General features: G+C 67.9%; 17 protein-coding genes. 5 read left to right on the top strand and 12 right to left on the bottom strand.

The window, feature by feature from the left end:
• Positions 1 to 89 precede the first annotated feature (89 nt).
• Entirely contained in the window at positions 90 to 380 is a 291-nt protein-coding gene (locus tag QMZ26_RS11215) for a PsiF family protein (RefSeq protein WP_108746485.1), read from the top strand.
• Between the two features lie 174 nt (positions 381 to 554).
• On the opposite strand, the gene QMZ26_RS11220 is transcribed toward QMZ26_RS11215, so the two are convergent.
• The 6 genes from QMZ26_RS11220 to rsmD form a co-directional block, all read right to left on the bottom strand.
• Positions 555 to 1442, bottom strand: coding sequence for an MBL fold metallo-hydrolase (locus QMZ26_RS11220; RefSeq protein WP_079221518.1), 888 nt, complete (start codon positions 1440 to 1442; stop codon positions 555 to 557).
• A gap of 119 nt (positions 1443 to 1561) precedes the next feature.
• Complete coding sequence (ggt, locus tag QMZ26_RS11225) at positions 1562 to 3292, bottom strand: gamma-glutamyltransferase (protein WP_200733865.1); 1731 nt, start codon at positions 3290 to 3292, stop codon at positions 1562 to 1564.
• On the bottom strand, positions 3289 to 3570 hold the full coding sequence (locus QMZ26_RS11230) for a YfhL family 4Fe-4S dicluster ferredoxin (RefSeq protein ID WP_079221516.1): 282 nt from the start codon (positions 3568 to 3570) through the stop codon (positions 3289 to 3291). Before QMZ26_RS11230 ends, ggt begins: the two co-directional genes overlap by 4 nt.
• A gap of 131 nt (positions 3571 to 3701) precedes the next feature.
• Positions 3702 to 4193: a hypothetical protein gene (locus QMZ26_RS11235; RefSeq protein WP_079221515.1), complete on the bottom strand. Its 492-nt coding sequence runs from the start codon at positions 4191 to 4193 to the stop codon at positions 3702 to 3704.
• A 79-nt stretch (positions 4194 to 4272) separates the two neighbouring features.
• Positions 4273 to 4782 carry a pantetheine-phosphate adenylyltransferase gene (gene coaD, locus QMZ26_RS11240; RefSeq protein WP_008267036.1) on the bottom strand — a complete coding sequence of 170 codons (510 nt, stop codon included), beginning with the start codon at positions 4780 to 4782 and terminating at the stop codon, positions 4273 to 4275.
• A gap of 26 nt (positions 4783 to 4808) precedes the next feature.
• On the bottom strand, positions 4809 to 5387 hold the full coding sequence (gene rsmD, locus QMZ26_RS11245; protein WP_200733864.1) for a 16S rRNA (guanine(966)-N(2))-methyltransferase RsmD: 579 nt from the start codon (positions 5385 to 5387) through the stop codon (positions 4809 to 4811).
• A gap of 701 nt (positions 5388 to 6088) precedes the next feature.
• Between rsmD and htpG the strand changes: the two genes are divergently transcribed.
• The gene (gene htpG / locus QMZ26_RS11250) at positions 6089 to 7978 is read left to right on the top strand and encodes a molecular chaperone HtpG (RefSeq protein WP_283221495.1); all 1890 of its coding nucleotides are present in this window, start codon (positions 6089 to 6091) and stop codon (positions 7976 to 7978) included.
• A gap of 119 nt (positions 7979 to 8097) precedes the next feature.
• Here the strand turns inward: htpG and QMZ26_RS11255 are convergent, their stop codons facing one another.
• Positions 8098 to 8394 (bottom strand): flagellar basal body protein, encoded by a 297-nt coding sequence (locus QMZ26_RS11255; protein ID WP_283221496.1) that lies wholly within the window; start codon positions 8392 to 8394, stop codon positions 8098 to 8100.
• A gap of 131 nt (positions 8395 to 8525) precedes the next feature.
• On the opposite strand from QMZ26_RS11255, the gene ftsY reads away from it, so the two are divergent.
• The 3 genes from ftsY to QMZ26_RS11270 are packed head-to-tail and all read left to right on the top strand — an operon-like array spanning position 8526 to position 11277.
• Positions 8526 to 9824, top strand: a complete 1299-nt coding sequence (gene ftsY, locus QMZ26_RS11260) for a signal recognition particle-docking protein FtsY (protein WP_200734574.1) — start codon at positions 8526 to 8528, stop codon at positions 9822 to 9824.
• A 53-nt stretch (positions 9825 to 9877) separates the two neighbouring features.
• Entirely contained in the window at positions 9878 to 11002 is a 1125-nt protein-coding gene (mutY, locus tag QMZ26_RS11265; protein WP_283221497.1) for an A/G-specific adenine glycosylase, read from the top strand.
• Between the two features lie 5 nt (positions 11003 to 11007).
• A complete protein-coding gene (locus tag QMZ26_RS11270; protein ID WP_200734572.1) occupies positions 11008 to 11277 on the top strand; it encodes an oxidative damage protection protein in 270 nt (89 codons plus the stop codon).
• 64 nt (positions 11278 to 11341) lie between these two features.
• Here the strand turns inward: QMZ26_RS11270 and QMZ26_RS11275 are convergent, their stop codons facing one another.
• The 5 genes from QMZ26_RS11275 to QMZ26_RS11295 form a co-directional block, all read right to left on the bottom strand.
• Entirely contained in the window at positions 11342 to 11788 is a 447-nt protein-coding gene (locus tag QMZ26_RS11275; protein WP_079225178.1) for a DUF6491 family protein, read from the bottom strand.
• A gap of 114 nt (positions 11789 to 11902) precedes the next feature.
• On the bottom strand, positions 11903 to 12616 hold the full coding sequence (lolD, locus tag QMZ26_RS11280) for a lipoprotein-releasing ABC transporter ATP-binding protein LolD (RefSeq protein WP_200734208.1): 714 nt from the start codon (positions 12614 to 12616) through the stop codon (positions 11903 to 11905).
• Entirely contained in the window at positions 12609 to 13850 is a 1242-nt protein-coding gene (locus QMZ26_RS11285; protein WP_283221498.1) for a lipoprotein-releasing ABC transporter permease subunit, read from the bottom strand. The genes lolD and QMZ26_RS11285 overlap by 8 nt, the downstream gene beginning before the upstream one ends.
• A 23-nt stretch (positions 13851 to 13873) precedes the next feature.
• A complete protein-coding gene (locus tag QMZ26_RS11290; RefSeq protein ID WP_200734207.1) occupies positions 13874 to 14323 on the bottom strand; it encodes a hypothetical protein in 450 nt (149 codons plus the stop codon).
• Positions 14274 to 14522: a succinate dehydrogenase assembly factor 2 gene (locus QMZ26_RS11295; protein WP_283221499.1), complete on the bottom strand. Its 249-nt coding sequence runs from the start codon at positions 14520 to 14522 to the stop codon at positions 14274 to 14276. The genes QMZ26_RS11290 and QMZ26_RS11295 overlap by 50 nt, the downstream gene beginning before the upstream one ends.
• Between the last annotated feature and the right edge of the window lie 24 nt (positions 14523 to 14546).

Below are 14546 nucleotides of genomic sequence, written 5' to 3' on the forward strand. Positions count from 1 at the left end.
CGTTACTGGGACGATCGCGGATCTTCACGTCGTTTTCCAGCCAGCAGGCGAATGCTCCGCGCACCCGCACCGCTCGCCCTGGAGATGCCATGAACGCCTCGTTCCTGCTGGCCGCCGCCCTGCTGATCGGCCTGCCCCTGGCGGCCACCGCCGCCACCCCGCAACAGCAGCGCATGGCTGACTGCTCGGCCAAGAACAAAGGGCTGAAGGGCGACGCCTACAAAACCGCGCAGAGCGCCTGTCTGAGCGGCCACGCCACCGAAACCAAGGCCGCCACCCCGCAGGAGCGCATGAAGCAGTGCAACGCCGATGCCGCGACGAAGAAACTCGCCGGCGACGCCCGCAAGACCTTCATGAGCAGCTGCCTGAAAGCCTCGTAAGAACGTCCATCGACTTCACCCGACCCCATTTGAATATCGATATCTGACAGATGTGCCGACCAACGGTCGGCACCCACCAACAGCCGCCGCCCCGCCAACCCACGGAATGCCGCTCTTGATCTTGCTTCGGCTTCTGCAGGTGCAGGGCTGCAAGCCCTGCCGAACGAACACCCCTCACCCCAGCGCGCGCGCCTTCAGCTCCCCCTGCTCATGCAGGGTCACGAAACGCCCCTTCTCATCCCGCCCCAGCTGCGCCAGCGCCACCTGCGGGTCATGGGTGAAGAACAGATGCACGTTGCGCGCCAGCTTGTCTTCCAGGAAGCGCCGCTTCTCGTCGATCAGCAGCTCGGCATTGCGGTCGTAGCCCATGGTGATCGGCACGTGCACCCACGAGCGCCCCGGGATCAGGTCGGCGCAGAACACCACGCCACCATGCGCATCCTCGCCGGCATGCGCATGGCCCACGATCTCGGCCAGCATCAGGCCCGGCGTATGCCCATCGCTGTAGCTGAAGCGCACGCTGTTGCCCAGCGCCTGCGAATACTCGCCATCGACCACTTCCAGGCGCCCACTGGCCTGCAGCAGGCCCGGGAGCTCCGGAATGAAGCTGGCGCGGTCGCGCGGATGCGGCTGCAGCGCCCGCTGCCAGTGCTGCGCACCGACCACGAAGGTCGCGTTGGGGAACAGCAGTTCCGGCCCGCGCCCTTCGCTCCACGCCGCCAGCAGGCCGCCCGCGTGGTCGAAATGCAGGTGGCTGAGCACCACCACGTCGATGTCCTCATGCTCGAAACCCGCCTCGCGCAGCGAATCGATCAGCACGTGCTGGCTTTCCTGCACGCCGTAGCGGTCACGCATGCGGGGATCGAAGAACGCACCGATGCCGGTCTCGAAGAGCACGGTCTTGCCATCCAGCGGGCTGGCCAGCAGCGCACGGCACGCCAGCTCGATGCGATTGAGCTCGTCCGGAGCCGCCCACTTTTCCCACACCGCACGCGGCGCGTTGCCGAACATCGCGCCGCCATCCAGGCGCTGCGAGTTCCCACGAATCGACCATAGTTTCATGCGGCAATTATCGAGGGCACCCCGTTAAATAATCGCTAGCCGCAAAATGCAGAACCCCGCCGGGTGGCGGGGTCTGGTGATTCCTGCTTCGCCGGACATGGCCCGGCGCTACCGCCACATCAGTGCGCCGGCACGACCTGGGCGCTGCCCACCGGGTTGCGCGGATCGCTGCCACCGTAGAGCTTGTTGGCCCTGCGGTCCCACTCCACCGTCTGCAGGTTGCCCCAGACGTGGCTGGAGCCGCGGCCGCCGGCGGCGACGTCGCCCGGCAGGTCGATCTTGTGTCCCATCGCCTGCAGCTGCTTCACGGTGCCTGCGTCGAAGGCATCGCTCTCGGCCTCGATCAGGTCCGGCAGCCACTGGTGGTGGTAGCGTGGCAGGGCGGCCACCTGCTGTGCGTCCAGGCCGGCGTCATAGCCGAGGATGCCCAGCAGCACCATGGTGATGATGCGGCTGCCACCGGGGGTGCCCAGCACCACCACCTTGTCGGCGTTCTCCATGAAGGTGGGCGTCATCGAGCTGAGCATGCGCTTGCCCGGCTTCGGCGCGTTGGCCGCGTAACCCATCACGCCGAAGGCGTTGGGGGTACCCGGCTTCAGCGCGAAGTCGTCCATCTCGTTGTTCAGCAGCACGCCGGTGCCCTTGGGAATCAGGCCCGAGCCGTACAGCAGGTTGACGGTCTGGGTGGCGCCGACGCGGTTGCCATCGCGGTCGATGATCGAGAAATGCGTGGTCTCGTCATCTTCCAGCGGGGTCGGGTTGCCCGACAGCAGGTCGCTCGGGGTGGCCTTTTCCGGGTGGATCGTGGCCCGCAGGCCCTGCGCGTAGTCCTTGCTGGTCAGCACTTTCTGCGGGATCTGCACGAAGTCCGGATCGCCCAGGAAGAAGGTGCGGTCGCGGTAGGCGCGGCGCATGGCTTCCACCACCAGGTGGGTACGGTGGGCCGCATCCATCTGCTTGATGTCCCAGCCTTCGAGAATCTGCAGCATGCTGGCCAGGGCGATGCCACCGGACGACGGCGGCGGCGCGGTGGTGATCTTCCAGCCGTTGTAGTCGAACACGATCGGTTCGCGCAGCTTGACCTGGTAGCCGGCCAGCTCGTCGGCCGTCCACTTGCCGCCGGCCTGCTTCACGCCTTCCAGCAGCAGCTTGCCGGTCTGGCCCTTGTAGAAGCCATCACGGCCACCTGCGGCCAGGCGCTCCAGGGTCTGCGCCAGCTCCGGCTGCTTGAACAGATCGCCGGTGGCGATCGGCTTGCCGTTGCGCAGGTAGACCTCGCGCGTACCGGGGAAGCGTTCCATCACCTCACGGCGCGAGGCGTAGCCCTTGGCCATGCGGTCATAGACCGGGAAACCTTCGCGGGCAATGCGGATGGCCGGCTGCAGCGAGGCCGACAGCGGCAGCTTGCCGTGCTTGGCCGACAGTTCCACCAGCGCGGCGGGCAGGCCCGGGATACCGGCCGACCACGGTCCGTTCACCGAACGGTCGCGGTCCAGGTTGCCCTGCTTGTCCAGGAACGCCTGCGGGGTCGCGGCCGCCGGGGCCGTCTCGCGCGCATCCAGCATGATGTCCTTGCCGGTGGCCGCATCGTGCAGCAGGAAGAAGCCACCGCCGCCCAGGCCCGAACTGATCGGCTCGACCACGGCCAGGGTGGAGGACACCGCCACGGCCGCATCGAAGGCGTTGCCGCCCTGCGCCAGGATGTCAATGCCGGCCTGGGTGGCCAGCGCATGACCGCTGGCGATGGCCGCGCCATCGGGGCGCTCGGCACGGGCGGTGGTTTCAGCCCACGCCAGCGGGCTCAGCACCAGGCCGAGCAGCAGCAGGGGACGGACGATCAGCGTCTTCATTCGGATGGGGGCTCCGCATAGAGTTCGGGGTGATCGTGCTGCAGTCGGCGCAACTTGGCCAGCAGCTGGACTTCCGTTTCCACGATCTCCGGGTCCGGGTCGATGCATTCGACCGGGCAGACGACCACGCACTGTGGCTCGTCGAAGTGACCCACGCATTCGGTGCAGCGCGCAGGGTCGATCAGGTAGATGGTTTCACCCATCGAAATGGCCTGGTTCGGGCAGGCCGGCTCGCAGACGTCACAGTTGACGCAGAGCTCGTTGATTTTCAGCGACATGGCGATACTCCTCGCCCGCGCCTTGGGACAAGGACCGGCCCGCGCGGGCGCGCGGGCCGGTCAGGTCATCAGCGGCGCCCTTGCGGAGCGTCGCCCGGGCCATGCCGGAGCATGGCCGCCATGGCACGGTCTTACTTGGCTTCGACGAAAATGTACTCGGCGCCGGTCGGCTGCACGACAGCCTGCACGCGGGCGTTGTCTGCGGACTGGCCGATGAAGACGACGCGCACGCCCTTCATCGAATCCGGCGAGACGTCCTTGAACACGGCCTGGATCATGTCAGCCATCTTGCCGGAGGCCGACGAACCGAAGGCCAGCATGTTGCCCGGCTGCACGCCACGGGCCACGGCCTGGGTCGCGCTTTCGGTCTGGCGCTCGTACTTGGCCTGGAAGTCCGGATCCGATTCCGGCGAGAGGTAATACAGGAACGGGCTGTTGGTGATGGTGCCCATGTTCTGGATCGCCACTTCCTGCAGGTACTTCTTCCAGCCTGCATCGTCTTCCTTGGCCGGAGCGACCAGGGCCTGCTTGGCGTCTTCGACCGGAGCGGCCTCTTCCTTCTTGCAGGCGGTGAAGGCCAGGGCAAACGAAGCGATCAGCATCGCGCGCATGGTGGTGTTCATGGGTTTCCTCCCGAGTGGTGCGTGTGGTTTACGTAATGGGGGTGCGTGGTACTACTGGCCCTGCCGCGGCGGGCAGGATTTACGACTGCGCCGACTTCGCTTCGCGGACCTTGCGCAGCGCCTCAAGCACGGCGGCCGGCACGAAACCGGACACGTCGCCACCGAGGCGGGCGATCTCGCGGACCAGCGAGGACGAAATGAAGCTGTGCTGCTCGGCCGGGGTCAGGAACAGGGTCTCGACCTCCGGGATCAGGTGGCGGTTCATGCTCGCCATCTGGAATTCGTATTCGAAGTCGGACACCGCGCGCAGGCCGCGCAGCAGCACCCCGCCCTGGACCGAACGTACGAAATGGGCCAGCAGGGTATCGAAGCCGATGACTTCGACATTGCTGTGGTGGCCCAGGGCACCCCGGGCCAGCTGCACGCGCTGCTCCAGCGGCAGCGCCGGGCCCTTGGACGGGCTCTGCGCCACGCCCACCACGACCTTTTCGAACAGCGGCGCGGCCCGGCTCACCAGGTCGATATGACCGTTGGTGATGGGGTCGAACGTGCCGGGATAGACGGCAATGCGGCGGTTGGCCACGGTCATGGGCGGATGCAGATGTTCAGATGAGGTCAAAGTGTAGCAGCGGCGCGGCGGTACAGGGCAAAGCGCACCTCGCGGGTGCCGCCCTCGCGGTGCAGCAGCCATTCCGGCGGCAGCACCGGCACGTGGCCGGCCGGCGATTCCAGGTACAGCCAGGCATCGGCGGCCAGGTGGCGTGGCAGCTGGGCCAGCACGTCCTGCCAGAGGCCATCGGCGAACGGCGGGTCGATGAAGACCAGATCGGCCTGCTGCGCCTGCGCGCCCTGCAGCCAGCGCAGGGCATCGGCCTGGACCACGGTGACCTGCCCGGCGGCCTGCAGCTTGGCGACGGCGGCCGACAGGTTGCGGCCGAGCTGGGGATCGCGCTCGACCAGAGTGGCGTGCGCCGCACCGCGGGAAACGGCTTCCAGGCCCAGCGCGCCGCTGCCGGCGAACAGATCCAGCACCCGCGCCCCGCCCAGCCGGGGCATCAGCCAGTTGAACAGCGTTTCGCGCACGCGGTCGCTGCTGGGCCGCAGACCCGGCAGGGTCGGCACCGGCAGGCGGGTATTGCGCCAGCGCCCGCCGATGATGCGGACCTGGCCATCATTGCCACCACGGCCGCTCACCGGCGGCCCCGGCGGGTGTTGTTCGAGAAATTCACCATGAGCGGGATTGTAGTTCGGCCGGGCGGCGCCCGGGTACGCGCCAACGCATGCGCGCTGTCGCTCCCACGCTTCGCTGCGCGAAACGCGGGCCCCCCTTACCAACGCCCATACCCCCGCCGCTTCGCGGCCGCCCCCTGACTCAGGGGGCTCTGCCCCAGACGCAATCCGATGCCCGTCATGCAGGTGCGGTCAGATCCGTTTTCCGCAGGAAAACGGATCTGACCCCATTTGATGTATCGATATCTGACAGATGTGCCGACCAACGGTCGGCACCCACCAACCGCAGTTGGCACCAACAGCCACCGGCCAACTGTCAGAGGTGGGGCGGTGTGGGTGGGCAGGACCGTTGGCGCCATGGATGGCGCCATCGAGCCCCCATGGGTGAGGGCGCTTTGCTTGCGAAGCACTGCTTCGCAAGCGCCCGAACGCACAGCCGCCAGCGGCTGGGCCGGACCCCGGAGGGGGGTTTACGGCGTGTCCTGACCACCCACACCGCCCCGCCATCCCACGGAATGCCGCTCTGGCTTTGGCCGTTGCCCTGGATTGAAGCAGGTGCAGGGCTGCAAGCCCTGCCAGACCAACCCCTTGATTTCGGGACAATCAGCCATACCCCTTGGCCAGGCCGCACGCGCTGGCGCGGCATTGCACACGGAGCCCTATCGATGACCGAGACCCCCCAGACCGAAACCCTTGGCTTCCAGACCGAGGTCAAGCAGCTGCTGCAGCTGATGATCCACTCGCTGTACTCCAACAAGGAAATCTTCCTCCGCGAGCTGGTCTCCAATGCCGCCGACGCCGCCGACAAGCTGCGCTTCGAAGCCCTGACCCAGCCCGCCCTGCTGGAAGGCGACAGCGAGCTGCGCGTGCGCGTCAGCTTCGACGCCGCCGCGCACACCATCACCATCGAAGACAACGGCATCGGCATGAGCCGCGCCGAAGCCATCGCCCACCTCGGCACGATCGCAAAATCCGGCACCGGCGATTTCCTGCGCCAGCTGTCCGGCGACCAGAAGAAGGATTCGCAGCTGATCGGCCAGTTCGGCGTCGGCTTCTACAGCGCCTTCATCGTCGCCGACGAAGTGGAAGTGACCTCGCGCCGCGCCGGCCTGGCTGCAGGCGAAGGCGTGCGCTGGACCTCGCGCGGCGAAGGCGACTTCGACGTGGCCACCGTTGACAAGGCCGAGCGCGGCACCCGCATCGTCCTGCACCTGAAGGACGGCGAGCATGATTTCGCCGATGGCTGGCGCCTGCGCAGCATCCTCAAGAAGTACTCCGACCACATCGGCCTGCCGATCCAGATGCCGAAGGAAGGCGAAGAAGGCGCTGCCGGCGAATGGGAGACCGTCAACCGCGCCAGCGCGCTGTGGACCCGCCCGCGCACCGAGATCAGCGACGCCGAGTACACCGAGTTCTACAAGCACGTGGCGCACGACCACAGCGACCCGCTTTCCTGGAGCCACAACAAGGTCGAAGGCAAGCTGGAGTACACCTCGCTGCTGTTCGTGCCCGGCCGCGCGCCGTTCGACCTGTACCACCGCGATGCGCCCAAGGGCCTGAAGCTGTACGTGCAGCGCGTGTTCGTGATGGACCAGGCCGAGCAGTTCCTGCCGCTCTACCTGCGCTTCATCAAGGGCGTGGTCGATTCCAACGACCTGTCGCTGAACGTCTCGCGCGAGATCCTGCAGTCCGGCCCGGTCATCGATTCGATGAAGGCCGCGCTGACCAAGCGCTCGCTGGACATGCTGGAAAAGCTGGCCGCCGACAAGCCGGAGCAGTACGCCACGTTCTGGAAGGAATTCGGCCAGGTGCTGAAGGAAGGCCCGGCCGAGGACTACAACAACCGCGAGAAGGTGGCCGGCCTGCTGCGCTTTGCCTCCACCCGTGGCGAGGCCGATGCGCAGACCGTGTCGCTGGCCGATTACATCGGCCGCATGGCCGAAGGCCAGGACAAGATCTACTACCTGACCGGCGAGAGCTACAGCCAGGTGCGCAACAGCCCGCATCTGGAAGTGTTCCGCAAGAAGGGCGTGGAAGTGCTGCTGCTGACCGACCGCATCGACGAGTGGCTGATGGGCTACCTGACCGATTTCGACGGCAAGGGCTTCGTCGACATCGCCCGCGGCGACCTCGATCTGGGCGCGCTGGAAAGCGAAGCCGACAAGCAGGAACAGGAAGCGGCGGCGAAGGACAGGCAGGGCCTGGTCGAGCGCCTGAAGTCGGTGCTGGGCGATGACGTGGCCGAAGTGCGCGTCTCGCACCGCCTGACCGATTCGCCGGCGGTGCTGGCGATCGGCGAACAGGACCTGGGGCTGCAGATGCGCCAGATCCTGGAAGCCAGCGGCCAGAAGGTTCCCGACAGCAAGCCGGTGCTGGAGATCAACCCGGGCCACCCGCTGATCGCCAAGCTCGATGCGGAAGCCGACGGCGCGCGCTTCGACGACCTGGGCCGGGTGCTGTTCGACCAGGCCGCGCTGGCCGCCGGTGACAGCCTGAAGGACCCGGGCGCCTACGTGGCGCGCCTGAACAAGCTGCTGCTGGAACTGTCGGCCTGATCGGCAGCGGGGCGCCGGGCATGGCCCGGCGCTACCGGGCGATGCTCTGGTAGAGGCCAACCTTGGTTGGCGCTCTGGATGCGTGTCAACCAAGGTTGACACCTACCAGGGCGGGCTTCTCAGGCTTCCCGATCCAGCAGCGAGCCCAGCATCTGGTCCTGGCGGCGTATCACCGCGGCGTTGGCGGCGAAGGCCACCACTTCAGCTTTGGCCGCCAGCAGGTCACCCAGTGGCGCGGTGGGGTCCGGGTCGGCAGCAACGACCGTCGTCTCTACCCCGCCCTGCCCGGCCGCACTGCGCTGCAGTTGCAGGCGCTGGGCATCCGGGGTGGCGACGTTGGCCACGTTGTGTGCGGCAACCTGCACGCCCTGCTGGGCCGCACGCATTCCGGACAGCGCAGTCTCCATCACGTTCATCGGCGGTCCTCCGGGCTGCCCTGCGCAGCCCCTCGGACCGGTTAACGGCCCCGCACGCGCAACCTTGAGTCCACATCGGGCCGACAGGCCCGAGTGGTAGCATATCCCTCTGATTTCAGCGCCTTTTGCCAATGCTCAGTTTTTTCCGCCGCAAGAAGCCCCAGGACGCCGCCACGACGGACGCGCCCAAGACCCAGCATTACTCGGCTGATGAGCTGGCGGCGGCGTTCCCGTCTGCCGCTCCGGTCGAGGAGGCATCCGCCGCACCGGTAGCCGCGCCGGCCACCGTCGAGGCCGCTGCGCCTGCGCCCGTCGCAGCGCCCGAGCCGCCGGTTGCCACGGCACCGGCAGCGCCGGTCCAGGAACGGGTCATCGCCCCGGAGGATTTCGAGGCCGAGGCCCTGGCTGCCGCCGCCGTGCTCGCACCGCTGGCGCCGGTGACCCCGGCCGAGGCTCCGGCCGCGCCCGCCGCTGATCTGCCGGTGCTGGTCGATGCCGCCCCGGCCCCGGCCGGCAAGCCCGGCTGGCGCGAGCGCCTGCGCAACAGCGTCATCGCCCGCAGCTTCGGCGGCCTGTTCTCGCGCAATCCCAAGCTCGACGACGACCTGCTGGACGAACTGGAAACCGCACTGATCACCGCCGACGTCGGCGTGGGCGCCACCACCGACCTGGTCGAGGGCCTGCGCAAGCGCATGAAGTCGCGCGAGTTCGTCGATGCCAATGCCCTGCTGGCCGCACTGCGCAGCGAGCTGATCGCGATCCTGCAGCCGGTGGCCAAGCCGCTGGTGATCGACCGCAACGCCAAGCCCTTCGTGGTGCTCACCGTCGGCGTCAACGGCGTCGGCAAGACCACCACCATCGGCAAGCTGGCCAAGCGCTTCAAGGATGAGGGCCACAGCCTGATGCTGGCTGCCGGCGATACCTTCCGTGCCGCCGCCGTGGCCCAGCTGCAGGCCTGGGGCGAGCGCAACGGCGTGGCCGTGGTCGCCCAGGGGCAGAACGCCGACGCCGCTTCGGTGGCCTACGACGCGCTGCAGGCCGGCAAGGCGCGCGGCACCGCGGTGCTGATCGCCGACACCGCTGGCCGCCTGCATACCCAGTCCGGCCTGATGAACGAGCTGGGCAAGATCCGCCGCGTGCTCGGCAAGATCGACGAAACCGCGCCGCACGAAGTGCTGATGGTGATCGACGGCACCACGGGCCAGAACGCGCTGTCGCAGCTGCGCCAGTTCAATGCCGCAGTGAAGGTGACCGGCCTGGTGGTGACCAAGCTGGACGGCACCGCCAAGGGCGGCGTGGTCTTCGCCCTGGCCCGCGAATTCGGCATTCCGATCCGCTTCGCCGGCATCGGCGAGCGCCCGGAAGACCTGCGCGTATTCGATCCGGAAGCCTTCGTCGACGCCCTGCTGCCTGAAGCGCTGGGCGCCTGATACGCCGTGCAGCCACGCATGTCGTGGCTCTACTGCACTCTCCCGGAACATTGATGCCCCGCCAGCCGCACGCCAGCGCCGGAACCGCCACCGCAGACGACTTCGTCGCCCACCTGCTGCGCTGGTTCGACGACCACGGCCGCCACGACCTGCCCTGGCAGCACCCGCGCAGCCCCTACCGGGTCTGGCTGTCGGAGATCATGCTGCAGCAGACCCAGGTGGCCACGGTCATCCCGTATTTCCACCGCTTCCTGCAGCATTTCCCGACCCTGCCCGATCTGGCCGCCGCCAGCAACGACGAAGTGATGGCGCAGTGGGCCGGCCTGGGCTACTACGCCCGTGCACGCAATCTGCATGCTGCGGCCAAGCGCTGCGTGGAACTGCACGACGGCGACCTGCCGCGCGATTTCGATGCGCTGCATGCCCTGCCCGGCATCGGCCGCAGCACCGCTGGCGCCATCCTCAGCCAAACCTGGAACGACCCGTTCGCGATCCTCGATGGCAACGTCAAGCGCGTGCTGAGCCGCTACCACGGCATCGAGGGCTTTCCCGGCCTGCCGGCCATCGAGAAGCAACTCTGGGCGCTGGCCGAAGCACATGTGGCGCAGGTACCGGCCGGGCGCATGGCCGACTACACCCAGGCACAGATGGACCTGGGCGCGACCGTGTGCAGCCGCGCCAGGCCGGCCTGCGTGATCTGCCCGATGCAGGAAGACTGCGTGGCTCGCCGCGAAGGCCGCACCGCCGAACTGCCCACGCCGAAACCCGGCAAGACCCTGCCCGAGCGCGAAGCGGTGGCCCTGCTGCTGCGCGATCCGCAGCAGCGCGTGCTGCTGCAGAAGCGGCCCGATACCGGCATCTGGGCCCAGCTGTGGACCCTGCCGCAGGCCGAAGCCGGCAGCGACCTGCAGGACTGGTTCGACACGCACGTCGACGGTTCGCTGGAAGATGCCGACGAGCTGCCGGTGCTGCAGCACACCTTCAGCCACTATCGGCTGCACCTGCAGGTATTGTCGCGGCAGGTACGCGGCCTGCGCGTGGACGAACCCGCGCTGCGCTGGGTCGCCGCTGACGAACTCCCGGCGCTGGGCCTGCCCGCGCCGATCCGCAAGCTGCTGGACGGCTCGCCGGTGAAGGCGCCGAAACGCAGATCTACGAAACCCCGCAACCACGAGTGAGTGCCATGCCCCGAACCGTCTTCTGCCAGTACGAACAACGCGATGCCGAGGGCCTGGACTTCGTGCCCTACCCCGGCGACCTGGGCCAGCGCGTGTTCAACCACATCGGCAAGCAGGCCTGGTCGGCCTGGCTGGCGCACCAGACCATGCTGATCAACGAAAACCGCCTGTCGCCACGCAAGCCCGAACACCGCGCGATGCTGGAAGCGGAACTGGTGAAGTTCCTGTTCGAGAAAGACGCCGAAAAGCCGGCCGGCTTCACCCCGGAAGCCTGAGCCGGTAGCGCCGGGCCATGCCCGGCGACCAGACACCCGCCGGGCATGGCCCGGCGCTACCCGATCAATTCGCGGATTCCTCGCGCTCCTGCACCTGCGCCTGCCGCATTTCCTTTTCCTCTGCGCGCAGCGATTTCACATCCAGCTTGCGGATCGTTTTGATGAAACACGGCACGCGCGGGCCGCCCGTCGGGTCGCGCACTAGCACCTTGTCGAAGGGCGCGCTGACGCGCCCCATCCGGCTGGTCAGGCCGATGGCGGGTGCACTGGACAGATCCGTACACGGCCCGGCCAGCTCCAGCAGGTAGGCTTCGCTGGGCCGGGTCCACACCGCCAGCGCGCTGTCGCCCAGCTCGGTCCAACCATTGAGCGTGCCGAAGAACTGCATGTCCTTCTGCGGCGGGCCGGCGTGTGCCCGGTACAGCTCCAGCCGGTCGGCACTGGTCAGGCCAGTGGTGGCACAGCCGGCCAGGGCCAGGCACAGGCCGGCGATCAGCAACGGGGTTTTCATGGCGATCTCCAGCGGGGAACTGCGCACATCATGCGCCCGGCCGGGCAACGCCGGCACAACGGCCGGCGGCCCGATTCAGCCGCCGGTCGGCGGTACCCGCGGGGATCCGGCGCCTCAGACGTCTGCGTGGGCCAGGGCGTGCAGCCGCCCTTCGCGCAGTTCCAGCACGCGATCCAGGCGGCGCGCCAGGCTGCGGTCGTGGGTCACCAGCACCAGGCTGGTGTGGCGCGCACGGTTGAGTTCCAGCATCAGCTCGAACACGGTGGCGGCGGTGCGGTCATCCAGGTTGCCGGTCGGCTCATCGCCGAGCACGCAGGCCGGGTGGTTGACCAGCGCACGCGCCACGGCGGCACGCTGGCGCTCGCCACCGGACAGCTCGCCCGGCTTGTGATCCAGGCGATGGCCCAGGCCGACCGCTTCCAGCAGCGCGGTCGCCCGCTGGCTGGCCTCCGGCACGCCGGTACCGGCCAGCATCACCGGCATCATCACGTTTTCCAGCGCGGTGAATTCCGGCAGCAGGTGGTGGAACTGGTAGACGAACCCCAGCGCCTGGTTGCGCAGCAAGCCGCGCTCGGTGTCCGACAGTGCCGACATGCGCTGGCCGGTGACGTACACCTCGCCCGCGGTCGGCACGTCCAGGCCGCCCAGCAGGTGCAGCAGGGTGCTCTTGCCGGCACCGGAGGCGCCAATGATCGCCACCGTCTCGCCGGCCGTGACCTTCAGGTCGAGGCCGTCGAACACCGGGGTCTGCATGCGGCCTTCGGCGTAGGTCTTGGCCAGCGTCTCGGCACGGATCACTTCATCGCCGCGATTGAAGACCTTATTCATAGCGCAGGGCCTCCGCCGGCTGGGTGCGTGCTGCCCGCCATGCGGGATACAGGGTGGCCAGGAAGCTCATCAACAAGGCAACCAGGGTGATGACGACGATGTCGCGGGGCTGCATGTCGGTCGGCAGGCCGGTGATGTAGTACACGTCCTCGGGCAGCAGCTTGACGTTGAACAGCGACTCGATGGCGCCGAGGATGCGCTCCAGGTTCAAGGTCAGGGTGATGCCGCCGACCAGGCCGGCCAGCGTGCCGAAGATGCCGATCAGCGAGCCCTGCACCATGAACACCTGCATCACCCCGCCCGGGGTCAGGCCCAGCGTGCGCAGGATGGCAATGTCGGCCTGCTTGTCGGTCACCAGCATCACCTGCGAGGAGACCAGGTTGAAGGCGCCCATCGCGATGATCAGCGACAGCAGGATGCCCATCACCACCTTCTCCATGCGCAGCGAGTGGTAGAGGTTGGCGTTCTGCTGGGTCCAGTCGCTCACGCGGTACGCGCCGCCGAGGTTCTGCGCCAGGTCCACGCCCACTTCCAGCGAGCGGTCCATGTCATGCAGTTTCAGGCGCACGCCCGTGGCGCCGTCCGAGCGCAGCACGCGCTCGAGGTCTTTCATGTTGGCGAAGCCGACGCCGCGGTCGACCTCGTTGTAGCCGGCCTCGAACAGGCCGCTGACCGTAAAGCGTTTCATCCGTGGCACCGCGCCGGCCGGCGTGCCCTGCACTTCGGCAAAGGTCACCAGCACCTGGTCGCCCACGTCCACGCCCAGCCACATGGCCAGCTCCTTGCCCAGCAGCACGTTGAAGCTGCCCGGCTTGAGGCTGTCATAGCTGCCCTTGGTGATCTTCTTGTCGATCACCGACACCTTCGGCTCCAGCGCCGGGTCGATGCCCTGGATGATCGCGCCCTGCACGCGCGGGCCGCTGATCATCGACTGGATCTCGATGTACGGCGCAGCACCGGCCACGCGCGGGTCCTTGTTGGCCACGTCGACCACGCGCATCCAGTCGGGCATGGGCTCGCCATCGCGGCTGATGGTGGTATGCGCGGTCATCTGCAGCAGGCGGCTGCGGATTTCCTTCTGGAAACCGCTCATCACCGCCAGGGTGGTGATCAGCACCGTGACGCCGAGCGCGATGCCCAGGATCGATGCCATCGAGATGAAGGAGATGAAGCCGTTGCGGCGCTTGGCGCGCAGATAGCGCAGGCCAATGGCCACGGGGATGGGTTTGAACATGCAGGCACGCCAGTCGATTCAGTCTATGGTGCCATCGTACGGGGTCGACGTGAAACGCTGCGTGCGGATACGGCCAGTCGCAGTTCACGTCGCTGCCGGTGGGCGAGCACGTCCGGCCAGAACAGCAGGCGCCCGCGCCGCCCTTCGCAGCGCCAGTGCAGCAGCAGCCAGGGGCCACGCACCACCAGCCGCGGCACCTCGAGATCGGCCCCATCCAGCCGCAGCGGTGCCGGCAGTGCCGGTAGTTCGAGCCGGCGCACCGGCCGGCGCAGCCGCCAGCCCAGCTGGATCAGGCCCAGCAGCCAGACGCCGGCAAGTACCGGCCAGTACCGGTCTTCGGGAAGGGCCGAGGCGCGCAGCAGCCAGGGCGCGGCCAGCAGCACCAGCGCCTGGGCGCCGGCCTGCAGCCGCGAGGGTCGCCACTCAAGCCTTGAGGGCGAGGATCTTCTGCATGAGGGGGATGGCGTGGGCATGCGGGCAGGCCTCGTAGCCCATGAACCAGCGCCACAACTTATCGTCCTCGCACTCGAGCAGGAACAGGAAAACCTCGCGCTCTTCGGTCGGCGCAGTGCCCCATTCGCGGTCCAGGTAGCGCCCGAACAGCTGGTCCAGCTCGCGCATGCCGCGGCGGCAGCGCCAGCGCAGCTTCTTCAGCAGGGTGTCTTCGTCCATCGTGTTTCTCCAGATACAGCAAAG

Source organism: Stenotrophomonas sp. PFBMAA-4 (assembly GCF_030053215.1).
Lineage (GTDB): Bacteria > Pseudomonadota > Gammaproteobacteria > Xanthomonadales > Xanthomonadaceae > Stenotrophomonas.

What these genes read in the sequence shown, in the direction of transcription:
- QMZ26_RS11215 (WP_108746485.1), top strand. Translation starts at nt 90, where the DNA reads ATGAACGCCTCGTTCCTGCTGGCCGCCGCCCTGCTGATCGGCCTGCCC.
- QMZ26_RS11220 (WP_079221518.1), bottom strand. Translation starts at nt 1,442, where the DNA reads ATGAAACTATGGTCGATTCGTGGGAACTCGCAGCGCCTGGATGGCGGC.
- ggt (WP_200733865.1), bottom strand. Translation starts at nt 3,292, where the DNA reads ATGAAGACGCTGATCGTCCGTCCCCTGCTGCTGCTCGGCCTGGTGCTG.
- QMZ26_RS11230 (WP_079221516.1), bottom strand. Translation starts at nt 3,570, where the DNA reads ATGTCGCTGAAAATCAACGAGCTCTGCGTCAACTGTGACGTCTGCGAG.
- QMZ26_RS11235 (WP_079221515.1), bottom strand. Translation starts at nt 4,193, where the DNA reads ATGAACACCACCATGCGCGCGATGCTGATCGCTTCGTTTGCCCTGGCC.
- coaD (WP_008267036.1), bottom strand. Translation starts at nt 4,782, where the DNA reads ATGACCGTGGCCAACCGCCGCATTGCCGTCTATCCCGGCACGTTCGAC.
- htpG (WP_283221495.1), top strand. Translation starts at nt 6,089, where the DNA reads ATGACCGAGACCCCCCAGACCGAAACCCTTGGCTTCCAGACCGAGGTC.
- QMZ26_RS11255 (WP_283221496.1), bottom strand. Translation starts at nt 8,394, where the DNA reads ATGAACGTGATGGAGACTGCGCTGTCCGGAATGCGTGCGGCCCAGCAG.
- ftsY (WP_200734574.1), top strand. Translation starts at nt 8,526, where the DNA reads ATGCTCAGTTTTTTCCGCCGCAAGAAGCCCCAGGACGCCGCCACGACG.
- mutY (WP_283221497.1), top strand. Translation starts at nt 9,878, where the DNA reads ATGCCCCGCCAGCCGCACGCCAGCGCCGGAACCGCCACCGCAGACGAC.
- QMZ26_RS11270 (WP_200734572.1), top strand. Translation starts at nt 11,008, where the DNA reads ATGCCCCGAACCGTCTTCTGCCAGTACGAACAACGCGATGCCGAGGGC.
- QMZ26_RS11275 (WP_079225178.1), bottom strand. Translation starts at nt 11,788, where the DNA reads ATGAAAACCCCGTTGCTGATCGCCGGCCTGTGCCTGGCCCTGGCCGGC.
- lolD (WP_200734208.1), bottom strand. Translation starts at nt 12,616, where the DNA reads ATGAATAAGGTCTTCAATCGCGGCGATGAAGTGATCCGTGCCGAGACG.
- QMZ26_RS11285 (WP_283221498.1), bottom strand. Translation starts at nt 13,850, where the DNA reads ATGTTCAAACCCATCCCCGTGGCCATTGGCCTGCGCTATCTGCGCGCC.
- QMZ26_RS11290 (WP_200734207.1), bottom strand. Translation starts at nt 14,323, where the DNA reads ATGCCCACGCCATCCCCCTCATGCAGAAGATCCTCGCCCTCAAGGCTT.
- QMZ26_RS11295 (WP_283221499.1), bottom strand. Translation starts at nt 14,522, where the DNA reads ATGGACGAAGACACCCTGCTGAAGAAGCTGCGCTGGCGCTGCCGCCGC.